Source organism: Vibrio sp. V31_P5A7T61 (assembly GCF_009904895.1).
GTDB lineage: Bacteria > Pseudomonadota > Gammaproteobacteria > Enterobacterales > Vibrionaceae > Vibrio > Vibrio metschnikovii.
Genome location: NZ_WXWI01000025.1, coordinates 66,489 through 84,572, shown reverse-complemented (window position 1 = coordinate 84,572; position 18,084 = coordinate 66,489). Strand labels below are relative to the sequence as shown.

Genomic DNA, 18,084 nt, shown 5'->3' with positions numbered 1-18,084 from the left:
AGCCGCGATCCTTAACCATTCAAACTTACAGTTTCAAAAAATTATCAATCAGTTTTGCGCCCACTTTTGACGAGCGTTCAGGGTGAAACTGCACACCGTAATAATTGCCCTGTTGGATAGCGGCGCTAAACGGCTGTCCGTAATCACATTCAGCAATGGTGTAATCAGCGACTGGAATGGCAAAGCTGTGGACAAAATAGAAATACTCATTGGCATCAATACCCGCAAATAACGGATTACCTTGCTGAGCGGTCACCGTATTCCAGCCCATATGGGGAAGTGGTAAATCTTCAGTTTGCATACGCTGCACATCGCCGTTCACTAAGCCAAGACAATCCACCGCCTGCTGAGCTTGTTGGCCATGCTCTTGTGAGCGTCGGCCCATCAATTGCATCCCTAAACAAATCCCGAGTACCGGTTGCTCAAGGCGCTGAATCAATTCCACCAATTGTCTCTGCTTAAGGTTATGCATCGCTTCACTCGCGGTACCTACGCCAGGTAGAAACAGCTTATCCGCGGCGAGGATCTCCTCTGGCTGGCGAGACAAAGTGACATCGTAACTGAGTCGTTGAATTGCAAAGCGTACTGAAGCGATATTGGCACATCCCGTATCAATAATGACCACCTTGGGTTTCATCACAGCACTCCTTTGCTACTCGGTAATTCATTACCTTGTACTTGAATCGCTTGGCGCAGAGTGCGGCCAAAGACTTTAAACAAGCTTTCAATAATATGATGATCGTTGTCACCGGTTGAGGATAAATGCAAAGTACAGGCTAAGGTATCAGTGAGAGAGCGGAAAAAGTGGTAGACCATTTCCGTCGACAAATCCCCGACTTGTTCACGGCTAAATTGCGCGTCAAATTTAAGGTAAGGACGACCCGATAAATCTAAAGCGCACTGTGCTAAGCATTCATCCATCGGTAAGCTAAAACCAAAACGGCCAATGCCTCGCTTATCACCTAAGGCTTCTCTTAAGGCTTGGCCTAATGCCAAAGCGGTATCTTCTACCGTGTGGTGATCGTCAATATGCAAATCGCCCTTAACGGTTAATTTAAGTTGAAACCCACCGTGGGTAGCAATTTGATCCAGCATGTGATCAAAAAAACCTAAACCAGTTTCAATCTGATTACCGCCTGTTTCATCGAGATTAACCGCGACTTGAATGTCGGTTTCTTTGGTTTTTCGTACCACCTGAGCGGTGCGCGCTTTGACCGTTAACTGCTTGACTATCTGCCGCCAATTGCAATTTTGTGGATGATATTGAATCCCTTGCAGCGCCATATTTTCTGCCAATTGCAGATCAGTCACTCGATCGCCAATCACCGCTGAATGTTTAAAATCGATCTGGCCACTTTGCAAATAAGACTTCACCAAACCCAATTTAGGTTTACGACAGGCACAATTATCCTGTTCAAAGTGAGGGCAAATCAGCACCTCATCAAATTTCACGCCTTGTGATTGAAAAATCTCCATCATCATCGTATGCGGCGCATCAAAGTCTGCTTGCGGATAACTGTCGGTGCCAAGACCATCTTGATTAGTGACCATGACCAAACGATAACCCGCCTCTTGGAGGGCCAACAGGCTGGGGATCACATCAGGCTCAAACTTAAGCTTATCTAAACGATCCACTTGAAAATCGACCGGAGGCTCGACAATTAAGGTGCCATCGCGGTCAATAAAGAGAATTTTTTGTTGTATGCTCACAGGAATATCCTTTTCTTATTCTGCACTCAAGGTTATTGCTCCTTGATGCCCGTTAATGTCATTTATTGGTAATAATTGCGCACAAAGGCGACGACTTTTTCACACTCTTCGCGATTGCCGACAGAAATTCGTACTGCATTGTCGATTGGCGAGTTACGTAAAATAATCCCATGCTCCCAAGCGGCTTTAAATAGCGCATCGCCATCGGGAAACTTAACCAATAAGTAATTACCCCAGCCTTCAAAGACCTCGACACCGGGCACCATTTGCAAACCGACTTGTAAATAGGCGCGGTTCGCATTGAGATCCAATACCTGAAATTTAGTACGCGCTAAACCTGATGGCGATAAAGCTTGCAGGGCAATATCCGCTACTGGTACCGGAACCGGATAAGGAGCAATCACTTTAAGTAACAGATTAATGATCGCTGGACTCGCCAAAGTAAAACCACAGCGTAGGCCCGCCAATGCAAATGCTTTCGACAAGGTACGTAAAATGGCCAGATTAGGATAGGTTTGCAGTAAATCGACCGTTGACGCTTCGGGACAAAAATCGATATAGGCTTCGTCCATCACCACAATGGCCCGATCTTGAGTCATTTCTAATAGCGCGATGATATCTTCACGACGAATAAGGTTGCCAGTCGGGTTATTCGGGCTGCACACAAAGACTAATTTCACCTGCTCAAGGTTGGCCTCAATCGCGGTTAAATCGAGTTGCCAATCTGCGCTAAGCGGAACCTGTTTACGCTCCACCCCAAAGGTTTCAGCGCTGATCGCATACATGCCATAAGTCGGGGGACAATAAAGAATCGCATCTTGATTCGGCTCACAAAAGGTGCGGATCAATAGCTCAATACTCTCATCAGCACCGCGTGAAGTGAGTACTTGATCAGGCTTAACTCCAGCGTAGTCAGCATAAGCTTGGATCAGTGCTTGTGGCTGACAATCGCTATATCGGTTAAGACGAGCAAAGTCGGTTTTATAGTGATTATCGAACGGAGATTCGTTGGCATTCAGCCACACATCGCCACTGCCGCCAATGCGACGAGCCGATAAATAAGGCGTTAAAGCCTGAATTTGTTTGCGTGCCAATTTTTCCATCAATTTTTCGCCTCTTGTAATTTCTCTATACGGATCGTGACCGCACGTCGGTGAGCATCTAATCCTTCCGCGTTAGCCATGGCAACCACTGTCGGTGCTAATGCCTTTAAGCCATCCGCTGTCAGCTCTTGAACTGTCATACGCTTAGTAAAATCTGCCAAACCTAAACTGGAATAGGTCCGTGTATGACCATAAGTTGGCAGCACATGATTGGTGCCTGAAGCGTAATCCCCGACCGATTCTGGTGACCAATTGCCTAAAAATATCGACCCTGCGTTATCGAGCAGTGGCACGAGCTCACGAGGATTTTTGGTCTGAACAATCAAATGTTCTGGACCGTAATAGTTAGAGATCGCCACCGCTTGGGTCAGCGAATCGGCAATAATGATTAAACTGGAAGCCAACGCTTGCTGAGCAATGTCTGCCCGAGTTAACGTTTTAAGCTGACGCTGCACAGCATCAGTCACACGATTGGCAATCATTGGCGATGGCGTCACTAACACCACTTGTGAGTCAGGTCCATGCTCGGCCTGACTGAGTAAATCAGCAGCAATAAATTCAGCGTCCGCCGTCTCATCAGCGATCACTAACACTTCTGACGGACCAGCAGGCATATCCATCGCTGCGCCCTGAAAGTCATGACTCACTTGCCGCTTAGCTTCGGTCACATAAGCATTACCAGGACCAAAGATTTTATCGACTTTAGCTACGGTTTCCGTGCCATACGCCATCGCCGCAATCGCTTGAGCACCGCCGACGTTATACACCTCATCGATATTGCATAATTTGGCGACATAGAGGATCTCATCGGCAATTGGTGGCGGTGAACAAAGCACCACTTTGCGACAGCCCGCAATTTGCGCTGGAACGCCAAGCATTAGTACCGTTGAAGGTAACGGCGCACTGCCACCGGGAATATATAAACCAACCTTATTAATAGCACGAGTCACTTGCTCACAAACGACACCAGGCATGGTTTCTACTCTCAGAGGCTGCGATTTTTGCGCTTTATGAAATTTGGCAATATTACTGTACGCCTGCTGCAAAGCTTGCTTCATCTCGGCTGATAAACGCTCACTGGCGGCGTCAATCTCTGCTTGCGAGACACGCAAGGTGTTGGGTTTCACTCGATCAAATTTTTCCGTCAGTGCCAGCAATGCCTTATCCCCTTCACGGCGAACTTGGCTGATCAAATCTTGTACCGTGGCGGTAATATTGGCTCCTGCACTTATCGCTGGGCGCTCTAAAACCGATTCTTGCTGAGTTTCACTCAGTGATGGCCAAACAACCGTTCTCATTTCCTTACTCCATCATTTTTTCAATCGGTAACACAAGGATAGAACTGGCTCCCAAGGCTTTGAGCTGCTCCATCGTTTCCCAAAATAAGTTCTCCGAACTCACCAAATGCACTGCCACTTTGCTTTTATCTGCCGAGAGCGGTAGTACGGTCGGGTCTTCAGCACCGGGTAACAACGCAGTAATTTTGGAGAGCTGCTCAACCGGAGCATGTAACATGATGTATTTTGATTCTTTGGCTTGTTGCACGCCGTGCATGCGAGTCAGCAATTTATCAATCAATGCCGCTTTATCGGCCGTGAAATCACCTGAACGTTGAATAAGCATGGCTTTGGATTGAAAGATCACTTCTACTTCTTTTAATCCGTTTGCCTCTAAAGTGGCTCCCGTTGAGACTAAATCGGCGATCGCGTCAGCAAGACCGGCGCGAGGAGCGACCTCTACTGAGCCAGTTAACATACAGGTACTAAAATCGATTCCCTGTTCATCCATGTAGGCTTTGAGTAATTGCGGATAAGTCGTCGCGATCCGTTTACCTTTCAAATCTTGCGGGCCAGTGTAGGTTTGATCTTTATCCATGGCGATCGACAGACGACATCCACCAAAGTCCATCCGACGGAGGCTGACAAATTGGCTTGGCTGATTCAACGCGCGACGATCTAAGCGAGTCTCTTCGAGGACATTTTCACCGACAAACCCTAAATCAACCACGCCATCCATGATCAATCCGGGAATATCGTCATCTCGAACGAGCAGGAGATCAATCGGCATATTCAGCGAGTGAACTACGAGTCGCTCGCCCATGATGTTGAATTTCACCCCACATTTTTTCAATAAATCTTGGCACTCTTGACTTAAGCGACCCTTCTTCTGGATAGCAATTCTTAGGCGTTGTGTTGGCATTCGTTCATTCCTTTGTTATTTATCGCGTTAAAATCAAACCGTAAAAAAACCCTTGGGAGAGTGCTCTCCCAAGGGTTTAAAATCTAAATATACTTTGATTTAACCACCGGGAGCATCCTGCCTCCCGGGTATGCGTGCATCTCCCGAAAGACTGGCTAGGGATGATGATGGTGATGAATATTCATTACAAAATTACGCATACTGATTATCTTTCTATGGCTTAATTCGACTGTTTTCAACACTAACTAAGCTTGACCATATTTGCAACTGCAAATTGCAAATTTTTCTAATTTATCGTCAATGCTCGCGATTAACGAACCATTCTCGCTTTAGATAACCACGATAATATAAAACAAACGATGATAAACACCACGCTTGAAGCCGCCAGAGAAGCTAGGACCGAAGCCGTCATCCCTAACACCACAAAACCAATCGCAGAAATAAAGGCCACTGAAAGTGAATAAGGCAATTGGGTTGCAACGTGATCGATATGGTTACAACGTGCTCCTGTTGAAGAGAGAATGGTCGTATCTGAAATCGGTGAGCAATGGTCACCAAACACCGCTCCCGCCAATACCGCACTAAGCATCGGCAACATCAATGCAATGTCAGTCGCCGCAGCCATGTCTCCGGCAATCGGTAACATTATCCCAAAGGTCCCCCATGAGGTTCCGGTTGAAAACGCCATCACACCTGATAATAAAAAGAGCATCACTGGTAACCAGTGAGGATTAATATTGCCTTGCACCAATGAAGACAAATAAGCCCCGGTTTTCATGTCACCAATCACGGAACCAATCGTCCAAGCAAAGATAAGGATCAAGATCGCACCAAACATCGAACGAGCACCAATCCACATCGTCATCAATGTGTCTCGTAATGGCATTTTTTGTTTGAATACCGTTACTAATGCCGCCAATAATCCCGTAGAGCCACCATAAACTAATGAGGTGCCTACATCGGTATTTTCGAAGGCTCCGAGAATATTAAAAGCCATCCCCTCACCTGCTAAAGCTTGTCCACCGGTGTAGAGCATGGCACCAATAGTAGCGATAATCAGCAGCACAATCGGTAACACCAAATCCAACACTTTACCGTTTTCACTTTCCGGAATGTCTAACTCTTCATTTAATTGATGAGCAGCGGGACTATCATTGTCCTGATCGTTATCAAATCCTCGACCTTGCGACGCATTAATTTCATGACGACGCATCGGGCCAATATCCATTTGAAACCACACTACCGCAAATACCATAAGCAAGGCGAAGATAGCGTAAAAGTTCATTGGTACAAGGCGTAAATAAGCACCAAGCGGTGAATAATCAGTAATACCATGCGAGACGAGAATACCACCGATAATCGTCATGATGTATGCACCCCAGCTGGAAGCGGGCATCACGACACACATTGGCGCAGCCGTCGAATCTAAAATATAAGCCAGTTTGGCACGTGATACATAAAAACGATCCGTGACTGGCCTTGAAATAGAACCGACCGCTAAACTATTAAAATAGTCATCAACAAAAATAAATACACCAAGAAAAGCCGCTAATAATTTAGCCCCACGTTTGCTTTTTACGCGAACTTGCGCCCATTCGGCAAACGCACGAGTACCGCCAGATAACGTCAATAGCGCGGTCATCATGCCTAATAATAATAAAAAGCCAACAATACTCATATTCCAAGTATTGATACCACCATCAGCGATAAACACACTGAATACTTGACCACTGGTATAAGAAACCGCATCAGTGACGGAATAGTTAGCGAGCAGTAAAGCACCGATTAAAATACCAACGCCAAGAGACAACAACACTCGACGGGTAATAATTGCTAAGCCCAATGCAACCAAGGGTGGTAACAAAGACAAAGGCGAGGAAGCAAAATCAATTACATTCATGATCTTCAAAAACCAATAATAAATGGCAAGAGATCTACTGCAGACAAACTGGACGATATTGATCATCACAGCTTATGTTGAACTAAGCGAAAGGGAAGCGAACACTTCACCCAACCCTACAGTAGCGCTCCATAGTTTAACAACACAGTACCGAACGGTAGGTTGGTTATGTTCACCAAACGCGTACGGTACTTAGACTATGGCAGTGTTGTCCCTATTCGATAACAACCCCAGCAAGCCGTGTTGATCGACGACTTACTTCGGCGGTAAGGCCTTTCACTTGGGTTCATTGGCATCACCCCAACCCTAGTTACTTTTCAATACCGCACCTCTACATCGAGAAATCCGCTTACTTAATCATCTTAAGTAATCCATGACTCCCGCATTAGGTCATCGCATTGTACTTATCATCCATCTCAATGCAACCTATAGTAAGGTTTAATTCTTTTTGATGCTCTACCGCTTGCCGTTACTGGTCAGTAACCCGTGAAATCATCGATTTTTATGACGGCACTATTCTCGATTTAAAATTAATGATGGCATGAGCTGATAGCGACAGATGATTATGCAATGAATATCACTAAAAATAGTAAATAGACTTGAAAAAAACCTGTTTATGGTTAACGTTATGCTCAAATATGGTCATATTAACCGGCTATACTATAAGCCAATAATATTAATCTTCGGCTTGTTAATCTTTTTTTACTCAATATTCGTGTTATTATCATCATCCTAATATTGCTAGAACAAATAACTAGGTTTAATATTAAGCGGTAAACCATTTTATCTCACAGGAAACAGTAATGTCTGAACTAACTAAAACGCTATTAAATATTCGTAGCCTACGTGCATATGCTCGTGATTTGACTCTAGAACAGCTTGAAGAAGCGCTCGATAAATTAACGACCGTAGTACAAGAGCGTAAAGAACTTGAAGAACAAGAAAAAGCGGCAATGGCAGAACAAGAAGCTAAGCTCTCTGCGATTGCTGAACAAATAGCTAAAGAAGGTATTGATGTGAGCGCGTTAATTTCTGCGCTTGCTGGCGAAACCAAAACTAAAGCTAAGACGAAACAAGGCAAACGTGCACCACGTCCAGCTAAATATAAATACATGGACAATGGCGTTGAAAAAACATGGACAGGTCAAGGACGTACGCCTTTAGCCATTCAAAAAGCATTGGATGAAGGTAAATCATTAGAAGAGTTTGCTATCTAAACTCTTTTATTTCCTCTTTGTTAACTAACGGCTTGGTATTTATCTGCTGATAATCGCATTCATCAACCTTGGAGCCTAACTCTCGATTAGTGAGTATTTCGTTAACAAAAGGGAATTTATCTGTCATACAATAAAGGCTCCTACTAGGAGCCTTTATTATTCACCGCGGCAAATAATCTGCCGCTGTGTTTGTGTCTTTATCGTTCCCAATAGGCTTCTTCTAAGCTATCTTCTCGCTCAGGCAAGCCACGAGATAAACGAGGTGAATGTTGTACTAATACCTCATAACTGGCTCGATTAGAATATTTACACACTTGAGAAAAAGAAGAGTATGTCAAAAATTGATATTGATGCTTACTTGAATTAGGCACATTTTCTTTATGGTACTTATTCGCCGCCATATCATGCAATAAAGCCGACAGTGCGGCATCACCTGCACCATTGGTATTTTTAATCTTTTCTGGTCCGCCCATATAGGGAGCGATATGCGAATAAACTCGGATAGGATTTTCGCAACCAAGACGACTGGTTGGGCGACTAAATTCATAACGATTAAATTCTGCAATTGAACCCGGTAATAAAGGTAGAGAGGTTTCACGTTTCGCTGAATCCTCGGTGTAACCGGCCATAAATAAACCCACAGGACCTGCTGTACAAAGAACTAAATCAACCCAATCTAACGCTTTATCAGAAGCGGCTAGTGGGTCTTGTTCTCCCGTTAAGGCTTGCGCTTCATCTTCATTCATCGCTAACACTGTGACGTGTTCACTTAAAAATCGCTGCCAAAACTCCGGGTCTTCCTGAATAACAAATTTAGTCCCGAGGGTTAATACTACAGGTACGTCGTATTTTTTTGCATACTCAATCGCTCTCATTGTCGCATCTGGCATCGGATCGCCCGCTTTACAACGTACTAAATAAGCCGTAATCACCAAAGCAGAAGCGGTACGGAAAATTTTCTCTGGAATATTATCTGGATTTAATTGGTTCATTTGACCTTCACTGATCGCAAAGGTTCGTTCACCATCCTCGGTGATTAAGGCAAAACAACGGCCAATCGCACCGTCGACACCTTGTAAATAATTAAGATCAACGCGACTAGAAGTATTACAAAGATAACGATAGCCATAGCTACCAATCTTAATATCTTGGCTCATTACCCCTAATAAGGTAGAGCGATCATCTGCCAGTACCGAATAGTTATGTAGTGTATTACCGATCGTCCCACCAGCATATTCACTACTAATTAATTGATTGCTTTTTAATTCCTGATAAAGCGCTTCTGCCGCCTCGTCATTGATCACTAAAGAGTGGCCTTTACTTAGTCCATAACGCTCAATCAGCTCAGAATCCACTTTCGCTTCAATGTCGACCAAAGTTTGATCAATTCCAATAATGTGTGTACGGGACATTTTTTTATTTTCTTGCGCTTGGATAACCAGTGGATCGCGAGCATGGACAGGAAAATAATGTTTAGATTTACGTTGGCCAGGAAATTTCATAGCGTCAATTCGGCTTGGGAATAAAAAGATGGGCGATTCTAACTCGCTCTCCACTAAAACAGCAACTAACAGAAACAAGGCAAACGTTTTCGTTGTGGTTTTTATTTTTGTCTGTGTTGACTTATGCACCTTTGCGAATCGTTGCTTCGCACTTTGTCTCAGCGCTCACCTGATGCACCCGCCATCATGACAAAATGGTCGCAAATAGCTCAGATAATCAGCAAGGGAAGTGTGATTGCGGTCGCGGATCTGTCCTCGAAAAATTCTTTCTGTTAGAATCTGAACCCAAGTTAATTAAGTGGTATTACGTTATGTCAGATAACCGCAGTGCAAACAGCCAAAAGAAAGTGATTGTTGGCATGTCAGGTGGCGTGGATTCCTCCGTTTCAGCCTATCTTTTACAACAACAAGGCTATCAAGTCGAAGGCTTGTTTATGAAGAATTGGGAGGAAGATGATAACGAGGAGTACTGTACTGCCGCTGAAGATTTAGCGGATGCTCAAGCGGTCTGTGACAAGCTAGGCATTTATCTGCATACCATTAATTTTGCTGCAGAATATTGGGATAATGTCTTTGAGTATTTCTTAGCTGAGTACAAAGCTGGCAGAACGCCTAATCCGGATATCCTCTGTAATAAAGAAATTAAATTCAAAGCCTTTCTTGAGTTTGCGGATGAAGTCCTCGACGCTGATTATATCGCTATGGGTCATTATGTACGCCGTACTTTCCCAACTCAAGGTGAAAAGCCACAAATGCTGCGTGGTTTAGACAGTAATAAAGACCAAAGTTACTTTTTATACACCCTGAGTCACGAACAAGTAGCAAGAAGTTTATTCCCTGTCGGGGAACTAGAAAAACCTGAAGTTCGTCGTATTGCTGAAGAGCAAGGTCTCATTACCGCCAAGAAGAAAGATTCCACAGGAATCTGTTTTATTGGTGAGCGCAAATTTACCGACTTCTTATCTCGCTATTTACCTGCACAACCGGGTAAAATTGAAACGCCGGAAGGCAAAGTGATTGGTGAACACCAAGGACTGATGTATCACACCCTAGGACAGCGTAAAGGCTTACATATTGGTGGTTTGAAAGACGGCAGTGAGCAACCTTGGTATGTGGCAGAAAAGGATTTACAACGTAATGTTTTGATTGCCGTGCAAGGCGCGGATCATCCGTTGTTAAAATCTCAGGGGTTAATGGCTTCTCAGCTACATTGGGTTTCTCGTCAAGCCATCACCGAGCCAACACGCTGCACGGTCAAAACTCGTTATCGTCAAACGGATATAGCTTGCACTATTATTCCGCTTGATGAACAAAACATCAAAGTGATGTTCGATGAACCACAAATTGCGGTTACCCCAGGACAATCTGCCGTTTTCTATCAAGGCGAAGTCTGCCTCGGTGGTGGGATTATTGAACAGCGCATTTCTTAGTTAACTGTAGGAGTATTTACGTGGCTAACACCAACTACGACCGTACTATCGCCTTTGCTGGAATGTGCCAAGCCGTGGCTTTGGTTCAACAAGTGGCAAAAAACGGTCACTGTGATTCAGACGCGTTTGCAACCTCACTCCAAGCCATCGTCAACCTTAATCCCAATAATACCGTGGATGTTTTCGGTAATGAGGCCAATTTAAAAGTTGGCCTTCAATGTCTAGTGAATGGGATTGATAGCACGCCATCAGGAGGTGAGGTGACTCGTTATCTGATTAGTTTGATGGCTTTAGAACGTAAATTACATACGCGACGCGATGCCATGGCTCAACTTGGCGACCGTTTGCAGATGTTAGAGCGTCAAGTAGAACATTTTGATCTACTTGATGACACCATGATCAGTAATCTTGCTAGTGTTTATCTTGATGTGATCAGTCCTATTGGTCCTCGCATTCAAGTAACGGGCACTCCAACGGTATTGCAACAAACCGCGAATCAACAAAAAGTACGTGCTTTGCTACTTTCCGGTATCCGCTGCGCTGTGCTTTGGCGTCAAGTCGGTGGTAAACGCCGCCATTTGATTTTTGGTCGTAAAAAGATGATCGAACAAGCTCAGATCTTGTTAGCAAGACTATAACGCTTGGCTTAACTCTTATTCACCTTCATTTTTAACTCACACTCCAGGAGAATAACATGGAACTGTCAGCATTGACTGCTGTTTCACCGGTAGATGGCCGATACGGAAGTAAAACGATTGCGTTGCGCAGTATCTTCAGTGAATATGGTCTCCTCAAGTACCGTACTATCGTTGAAATACGCTGGCTACAGAAGCTGGCTGCCACAGCAGAAATTAAAGAAGTCCCTGCGTTTAGCCAAGCAGCCAATCAATTCCTTGACCAACTTGCTGAAAACTTTAGCGAACAAGATGCGCAACGTATCAAAGATATTGAACTGACCACCAATCACGATGTGAAAGCGGTAGAGTACTTCTTGAAAGAGAAAGTCGCGACAGTTCCAGAACTTCACGCCGTTAACGAATTTATCCACTTTGCTTGCACCTCTGAAGACATCAATAATACTTCGCATGCGTTGATGCTTAAAGAAGCGCGTGATACGGTCATTCTTCCGGAGATTCGTCGTATTATTGATGCTATTCGTCAATTAGCTGAAGAGTATCGTGATATTCCCCTACTTTCTCGTACCCATGGTCAACCTGCATCACCTTCTACCATGGGCAAAGAGATGGCTAATGTCGCTTATCGCATGGAGCGCCAATATAAGCAAATCGCTAATATTGAAATTTTAGCCAAGATTAACGGTGCCGTCGGTAACTATAATGCGCATCTTTCTGCTTACCCTGAAATTGATTGGCACAAATTCAGTGAAGAATTTGTCTGTGCGTCGTTAGGCGTCAATTGGAACCCTTACACAACGCAGATTGAGCCACACGATTATATTGCCGAGCTCTTTGACGCTATTGCCCGTTTTAATACTATCCTCATCGACTTTGATCGTGATATCTGGGGATACATTGCTCTTGGTCACTTTAAGCAAAAAACCGTTGCGGGTGAAATTGGCTCTTCAACCATGCCTCATAAAGTCAACCCCATCGACTTTGAAAACTCGGAAGGTAATTTAGGCTTAGCTAACGCCATCTTTACCCATCTTTCGCAAAAATTGCCGATTTCACGCTGGCAACGCGATCTGACCGATTCCACCGTACTGCGTAATCTTGGAGTCGGTGTGGGTTATGCGATCATTGCTTATGCTTCAACCCTAAAAGGCATCAGCAAACTGGAAGTCAATCGTGACGCTCTATTGGCTGAACTCGATAAAAATTGGGAAGTATTGGCAGAACCCATTCAAACCGTGATGCGCCGCTACGGTATTGATCAACCGTACGAAAAATTAAAAGAGTTAACTCGCGGTAAACGCGTTGACGGCGAAGCCATGCGCCAGTTTATTGATGGCTTAGCACTGCCTGATGCAGAAAAGGCTCGTCTTAAACAGATGACACCAGCGAGCTATATTGGTTATGCGATTGAGCTAACGGATCAACTCTAAGTGGTGAACTGATTAGACTAAAAAGGACTTCACATTGAAGTCCTTTTTTTGTTGATGTGTCCCGTTACTGCTTTTGGAAAAATAGGGTAATTTTACCGACTTCAATACCAAATTTCTTAATTTTGGTGAGGTTAAACATGTGACGATCATCTTGTCGATACATCCAATCATCAAACAACACTTCAATATCACGGCTCTCGGTACTCAATAAAAATGAGTAACGCCAGTGCAATGCATTACCGACTTCTTTACCTCGAGCTTGACCAATAATATCGTCAGCCTCACCGCGATATTCACCCTCTCCAGTGCGAGTGATCACCCAAATACGTTGACTCTCCTCACCATCATCGAAAATAAAGTCTTCAACCAGAGTCAGTACATCCCCCTCTACCGAACCTTCGATCAAGACTTCAAAGCGTCGTGTTTGTTTATCGGTATAATCTTGCACCATCCCCCAAGCGTGGGTTGTGCCTGAAAAATAGTTGAACAGATCAAACTTTGGCTCTGCATCCTGATAATCATTGATCTCTGTTGAACAGCCAACCAACACCAGTGCAACACTTAACCAAAGAGCTTGCCAATACTTTTTCATCCGCGTTTTCCTACCAGTTGATTTCTTAATCTAGGGTAATCACTCCGTGGTGATAACCAAATGGCCAAAAATGCCTTATTCATTTGGGGGTCAATCACCTCGCCACGAACGTGTTTATCTGTTGGTGTTGGAAAATACCACAACTGTCCATGCTGACCATCCGAGAGATAAACGAGGCGCTGATCTTTTTCTACCGTTGGAAATAGGTGACTTAACTGGGCCATCCATGACTCAATGTTTGCTGCAGAGTAGCCGAGTTTTTGCCACTGCTTTTCGGTGGCCTCCAATAGCTGTTCACGACGAATCGTACGTAGGTAATGGATCTCTAAAGCCAAAGGATGAGTCGCCACCTCTTGACCGGGCTGCTTCTGGTATTGACCATCGGGAGAACGTAGTTGGGAGTGATAAACATCCCAAAATAACCACGATAGCGTAGCCTGTCCAACCACTGGCCAATCACGCCACACCTCGTGCCTTTCTCCTTGTGGTTTATCCGCTTCTGCTCTCAGCGAAATAGACAACATCATGGCGACCAAGAACGAAATACGAATAACCCATTTATACACGCTGAGCGTTCCTTGCATGACTAAACACCTTTAATAAGCACCATGTGAGCCCTGCCCATTGGACAAATAAAATGCCCATTACGGTCAGAACCGTACATTGAAAATCCACTGCCGCAAATCGATAACCGGCCCAATAACTGACAGCGCCACCCAAGCCACCTAAAATAATAATCCAACGTGGCGAGTGGTGTTGAATCGCAGGGATAAGCAACCGAGCGTACCATGCAAAACCACACCATAAGATAACCAACCAAAATGGAATAGGATGCTCCGTAGGAAAAACAAACAGGCCGATGGCACCATTGATGATATCCAATAGCACTCCCGCTCCGGCCAACAGCATTACTGGGAAAAGTGATGTTAACTGAGTGTAGGCCATACTAAGCCAAGCGATGATGACCAACACTAAAGTCAACCATTGCCAGTCGGCCTGGCCCCAGACAGCAGACCACCAAATAACTTCAAACAGTAATGAAGGCAGCAGTAGTTTGCGCATTAAGCACCTTTCTGGAAGGTCATATGAATCGTACTGATCGTCCGAGCCTGAAAACCACCTTCGCAATAGCACAAATAATAACGCCACATACGAATAAATCGTTCATCGTAGCCTAACCGTTGCACCTCTGGTAACGCCGCTTCAAAACGCAAACGCCAATCGGCTAAGGTATGCGCATAATCTAACCCAATATCAAAAACATTGCGCACCACCAAATTGCTAAACCGAGTTGCCATTTGAGTTAAGGCGGTAATCGAGGGTAAAAAACCACCAGGAAAGATGTATTTTTGAATAAAATCAACATTATTACTGTAATAGTCATAACGTTGATCGGTAATCGTGATCGCTTGAATCGCCATTAAGCCTTGTGGCTTCAATAATTGATTACACTGTTGGATATAAGATTTTAAGTAAGCTTTACCAACCGCTTCAATCATCTCAATAGAGACTAATTTATCAAACTGTCCCGTGAGCTGACGATAATCTTGTTTTAATAAGGTAATTTGGTCCGTTAAACCCAGCGACTCAACTAATGCCTGTGTGTAGGCAAACTGTTCTTCAGAAATAGTCGTGGTGGTCACTTTACAACCATAAGTTTGTGCCATGTAAATCGCCATCGCTCCCCAGCCTGTCCCGATCTCTAACACATGATCGCTGGCTTGCAATTGCAACTGCTGACACAAACGCTCCATTTTATTCAGTTGTGCTTGCTCTAAACTGTCAGCACTGTTTAGATAAAGTGCGCTAGAGTACAGCATTCTTTTATCTAAAAAGGTTTGATACAGATCGTTACCAAGATCATAATGCGCTTCGATATTTTGCTTAGCTTGACCAAGGGAATTACGCTTTAACCAGTGCCCCATTTGATTGAGCCAGCGCATCACAATACTACTTTGCGCTTCCAGTTTATCGAGCGCGGCTAAATTTCGCGCCATTAGTTCCATCACTGCGGTTAAATCGGGGCTATCCCACCAACCATCCATGTAGGCTTCTGCGGCGGCGATACTGCCACCTTTGAGTAAACGAGCATAGAAATGAGGATGTTTAACCTCTACCGTCGCGTGGATCTGCCCCTCTTGAGCTGGACCAAACTGTTCAATACCCACTTCATTGAACGATTCTTTGATGGTTAAACAGCCAATTTGCATTAGGTTGAGAGACTTGAATGCCATTGCCCGCGCCCCTTTTTGTAACACAGTTAGCGTCTTGGGCATATCCAAAGAAGAAGAGTGTGACATTAGCGTTTCTCCTTATTATTTTTGTTTACTGACGATGAATCTGGATGAGCATAAAAAGGTGCTCCTTTTATCCATAACTTCAACGCATGCCAATAGATTCCCACCATCACTTTAATTGTCATGATTGGCGTTTTCATTAATAGCTTAAGTAATTGAGCAGACGTAAAAGGCCGCGCTTTTAAGGTCAGCGTCGCATCGAATTCTTTATGCTGACGATGACACTCTAAATGCACCATTAAGCCTTGATTGAGCGGCTTTAGCTTCCAAACATACTGCTGATCAATTGGGTTAAATGGTGAAACATGGAAGGCTTTAGCATGTTGCCAATGCTGATTATCCTCCCCCGCCTCTGCCGGTAACGCATAGTAGTGACGCTCATTCCATGGCGTATTACTGACCTCTGCCAATAAATAGCGCCATTCTCCTTGATGGTCATACAAGTAATAAAAATTGACTGGGCTAAAATAGAGACCGAGGTAACGTAAATGGACCACTGCCAATACTTTACCTTCGATACGCTCACCAGTGAGTTCATGAACTTTATCTTGCACCGCAGCTTTCAAATCACCTTGACCAAGATAATCTTGACGACGAAAACGTGCCCAATGCCACCATTTCTCACCCAACCCCCACACGTTTTGCTGAAGCTCAGACCACTGATCGAGGTCAATCGCAGGCATAAAGAGTGGGTAGGTCAAATCATGCGCCACTGGCGATAAACGCCGATGACGCACATGTCCAACCATTAAGGCACTGCTTACCGCGTTATCTTGACTGTGCATTACGCAGCCCCTTGCTGAGCCGTATTGGTCTGCGCGCTAAGGCGGGTTACAACATCTAATGCACTTTTAACACCATCTTCATGAAAACCGTTATGCCAGTAGGCACCACAGAACCAGGTGTGATTAACCCCACTGATCTCTGCTTTGCGTTGCTGGGCAGCTATCGCGGCACGGTTAAATACCGGATGATGATACGTAAATTTACGCAGCACTTTATTGGGATTAATACTTTCGCTGCTGTTTAAGGTGACACAGAACGTTTCTGAGCTATCAATATGCTGCAATATATTCATATTGTAAGTTAAAGCCGGCAAACGGGTCTCTTGATCCACGTCCCCTGCCAAGCGATAGTTCCACGATGCCCAAGCCGCTTTTCGCTTTGGTAATAAGCTGGTATCCGTGTGTAAAATCACTTCATTGGCTTGATAACCCATGGCACCGAGTAATTCACGCTCAATATGATTAGCATCCGATAATAAAGCCAAGGCTTGATCGCTGTGACAAGCAAAAATCACCTCATCAAAGTGTTCAATTTTGCCATGCACTTGCAGTTCAATACCTTGTCCGCTCCGTCGCAACCACTCAACAGGAGCATTGAGACGAATCTTATCGCGAAATCCTTGGGTTAACGGTTCAATATACGCTCGAGAGCCCCCTTCAATCACATACCACTGAGGACGATGAGTAATATCTAATAAGCCATGATTGAGGAAAAAACGCAGAAAAAACGTCAAAGGAAAAGCACGCATATCGGCCAATGAAGAGGACCATATCGCCGCTCCCATCGGTAAAATATAATTCTCACAAAAATAATCAGAGAATTGATGATGATGCAAAAATTCTCCGAGAGTTTGAACACTATGCTCTGCATCAGCCGCAGCGGCTTTAGCGAGTTGATTGAAGCGTAATATTTCGCGGATAAAACGATAAAAACTTGGCTTAAACCAATTACGCTTCTGAGCAAACAACGTCGTGATGGTATGGCCATTATACTCAAGGCCATTGGCATCATTACGTACACTAAAACTCATTTGTGTTGCAACGCCACGTACGCCAATCTCATTCATCATTTTGATAAAGTTTGGATACGTGCGATCGTTGTACACGATAAACCCCGTATCAATCGCATAAGACTGGCCGTTCAGTTCAACATCTACTGTGGCGGTATGCCCACCAATATAATCATTCGCTTCAAAAATTGTTACATCATGCTGTTGATGCAAGTAATGCCCACAAGTGAGCCCTGATATACCACTTCCAATAATGGCAATTTTCATTGTTATG

The 18,084-nt window shown here is 44.3% G+C and carries 17 protein-coding genes, 1 riboswitch and 1 other annotated feature; of the genes, 4 read left to right on the top strand and 13 right to left on the bottom strand.

Translation table 11 applies throughout. The annotated features are described in order from the left end of the window. Window positions 1-25: 25 nt before the first annotated feature. From hisH to CAG58_RS05275, 6 genes are all read right to left on the bottom strand, one after another. Entirely contained in the window at window positions 26-637 is a 612-nt protein-coding gene (gene hisH, locus CAG58_RS05300; protein ID WP_202598208.1) for an imidazole glycerol phosphate synthase subunit HisH, read from the bottom strand. After that, window positions 637-1,710, bottom strand: coding sequence for a bifunctional histidinol-phosphatase/imidazoleglycerol-phosphate dehydratase HisB (hisB, locus tag CAG58_RS05295; RefSeq protein ID WP_161426578.1), 1,074 nt, complete (start codon window positions 1,708-1,710; stop codon window positions 637-639). The genes hisH and hisB overlap by 1 nt, the downstream gene beginning before the upstream one ends. Before the next feature lie 62 nt (window positions 1,711-1,772). Beyond that, window positions 1,773-2,813, bottom strand: a complete 1,041-nt coding sequence (gene hisC / locus CAG58_RS05290; protein WP_004395069.1) for a histidinol-phosphate transaminase — start codon at window positions 2,811-2,813, stop codon at window positions 1,773-1,775. Beyond that, window positions 2,813-4,111 carry a histidinol dehydrogenase gene (gene hisD / locus CAG58_RS05285; protein WP_161426579.1) on the bottom strand — a complete coding sequence of 433 codons (1,299 nt, stop codon included), beginning with the start codon at window positions 4,109-4,111 and terminating at the stop codon, window positions 2,813-2,815. Before hisD ends, hisC begins: the two co-directional genes overlap by 1 nt. A gap of 4 nt (window positions 4,112-4,115) precedes the next feature. After that, the gene (hisG, locus tag CAG58_RS05280; protein ID WP_154167907.1) at window positions 4,116-5,012 is read right to left on the bottom strand and encodes an ATP phosphoribosyltransferase; all 897 of its coding nucleotides are present in this window, start codon (window positions 5,010-5,012) and stop codon (window positions 4,116-4,118) included. A gap of 40 nt (window positions 5,013-5,052) precedes the next feature. Then, window positions 5,053-5,189, bottom strand: a sequence feature (His leader region). Between the two features lie 133 nt (window positions 5,190-5,322). Then, a complete protein-coding gene (locus CAG58_RS05275; protein WP_158138558.1) occupies window positions 5,323-6,912 on the bottom strand; it encodes a Na+/H+ antiporter NhaC family protein in 1,590 nt (529 codons plus the stop codon). Window positions 6,913-7,026: 114 nt separating this feature from the next. Beyond that, a riboswitch (Lysine riboswitch) is annotated at window positions 7,027-7,254 on the bottom strand. 461 nt (window positions 7,255-7,715) lie between these two features. On the opposite strand from CAG58_RS05275, the gene CAG58_RS05270 reads away from it, so the two are divergent. After that, window positions 7,716-8,129: an H-NS family histone-like protein gene (locus tag CAG58_RS05270; protein ID WP_004395065.1), complete on the top strand. Its 414-nt coding sequence runs from the start codon at window positions 7,716-7,718 to the stop codon at window positions 8,127-8,129. A 197-nt stretch (window positions 8,130-8,326) separates the two neighbouring features. Here the strand turns inward: CAG58_RS05270 and CAG58_RS05265 are convergent, their stop codons facing one another. Then, complete coding sequence (locus CAG58_RS05265; RefSeq protein WP_040904781.1) at window positions 8,327-9,631, bottom strand: inosine/guanosine kinase; 1,305 nt, start codon at window positions 9,629-9,631, stop codon at window positions 8,327-8,329. A 311-nt stretch (window positions 9,632-9,942) separates the two neighbouring features. Between CAG58_RS05265 and mnmA the strand changes: the two genes are divergently transcribed. The 3 genes from mnmA to purB are packed head-to-tail and all read left to right on the top strand — an operon-like array spanning window position 9,943 to window position 13,126. Further along, window positions 9,943-11,061, top strand: coding sequence for a tRNA 2-thiouridine(34) synthase MnmA (gene mnmA / locus CAG58_RS05260; protein ID WP_154167903.1), 1,119 nt, complete (start codon window positions 9,943-9,945; stop codon window positions 11,059-11,061). 20 nt (window positions 11,062-11,081) lie between these two features. Then, the gene (gene hflD / locus CAG58_RS05255; protein ID WP_004395062.1) at window positions 11,082-11,699 is read left to right on the top strand and encodes a high frequency lysogenization protein HflD; all 618 of its coding nucleotides are present in this window, start codon (window positions 11,082-11,084) and stop codon (window positions 11,697-11,699) included. Window positions 11,700-11,755: 56 nt separating this feature from the next. After that, window positions 11,756-13,126 (top strand): adenylosuccinate lyase, encoded by a 1,371-nt coding sequence (purB, locus tag CAG58_RS05250; protein WP_161426531.1) that lies wholly within the window; start codon window positions 11,756-11,758, stop codon window positions 13,124-13,126. A 64-nt stretch (window positions 13,127-13,190) separates the two neighbouring features. Here the strand turns inward: purB and CAG58_RS05245 are convergent, their stop codons facing one another. From CAG58_RS05245 to CAG58_RS05220, 6 genes are read right to left on the bottom strand one after another with little or no spacing between them, the layout of a single operon-like run. Further along, the gene (locus CAG58_RS05245) at window positions 13,191-13,718 is read right to left on the bottom strand and encodes a DUF3833 domain-containing protein (protein WP_161426532.1); all 528 of its coding nucleotides are present in this window, start codon (window positions 13,716-13,718) and stop codon (window positions 13,191-13,193) included. After that, window positions 13,715-14,302, bottom strand: coding sequence for a hypothetical protein (locus tag CAG58_RS05240; RefSeq protein ID WP_237665981.1), 588 nt, complete (start codon window positions 14,300-14,302; stop codon window positions 13,715-13,717). The genes CAG58_RS05245 and CAG58_RS05240 overlap by 4 nt, the downstream gene beginning before the upstream one ends. Beyond that, window positions 14,277-14,780 carry a DUF2878 domain-containing protein gene (locus CAG58_RS05235; RefSeq protein ID WP_161426533.1) on the bottom strand — a complete coding sequence of 168 codons (504 nt, stop codon included), beginning with the start codon at window positions 14,778-14,780 and terminating at the stop codon, window positions 14,277-14,279. Before CAG58_RS05235 ends, CAG58_RS05240 begins: the two co-directional genes overlap by 26 nt. Beyond that, window positions 14,780-16,018, bottom strand: coding sequence for an SAM-dependent methyltransferase (locus CAG58_RS05230; RefSeq protein ID WP_161426534.1), 1,239 nt, complete (start codon window positions 16,016-16,018; stop codon window positions 14,780-14,782). The genes CAG58_RS05235 and CAG58_RS05230 overlap by 1 nt, the downstream gene beginning before the upstream one ends. Continuing rightward, window positions 16,018-16,800 carry a DUF1365 domain-containing protein gene (locus CAG58_RS05225; protein ID WP_004395058.1) on the bottom strand — a complete coding sequence of 261 codons (783 nt, stop codon included), beginning with the start codon at window positions 16,798-16,800 and terminating at the stop codon, window positions 16,018-16,020. The genes CAG58_RS05230 and CAG58_RS05225 overlap by 1 nt, the downstream gene beginning before the upstream one ends. Continuing rightward, window positions 16,800-18,077 (bottom strand): NAD(P)/FAD-dependent oxidoreductase, encoded by a 1,278-nt coding sequence (locus CAG58_RS05220; protein WP_154167897.1) that lies wholly within the window; start codon window positions 18,075-18,077, stop codon window positions 16,800-16,802. The genes CAG58_RS05225 and CAG58_RS05220 overlap by 1 nt, the downstream gene beginning before the upstream one ends. Window positions 18,078-18,084: the final 7 nt, after the last annotated feature.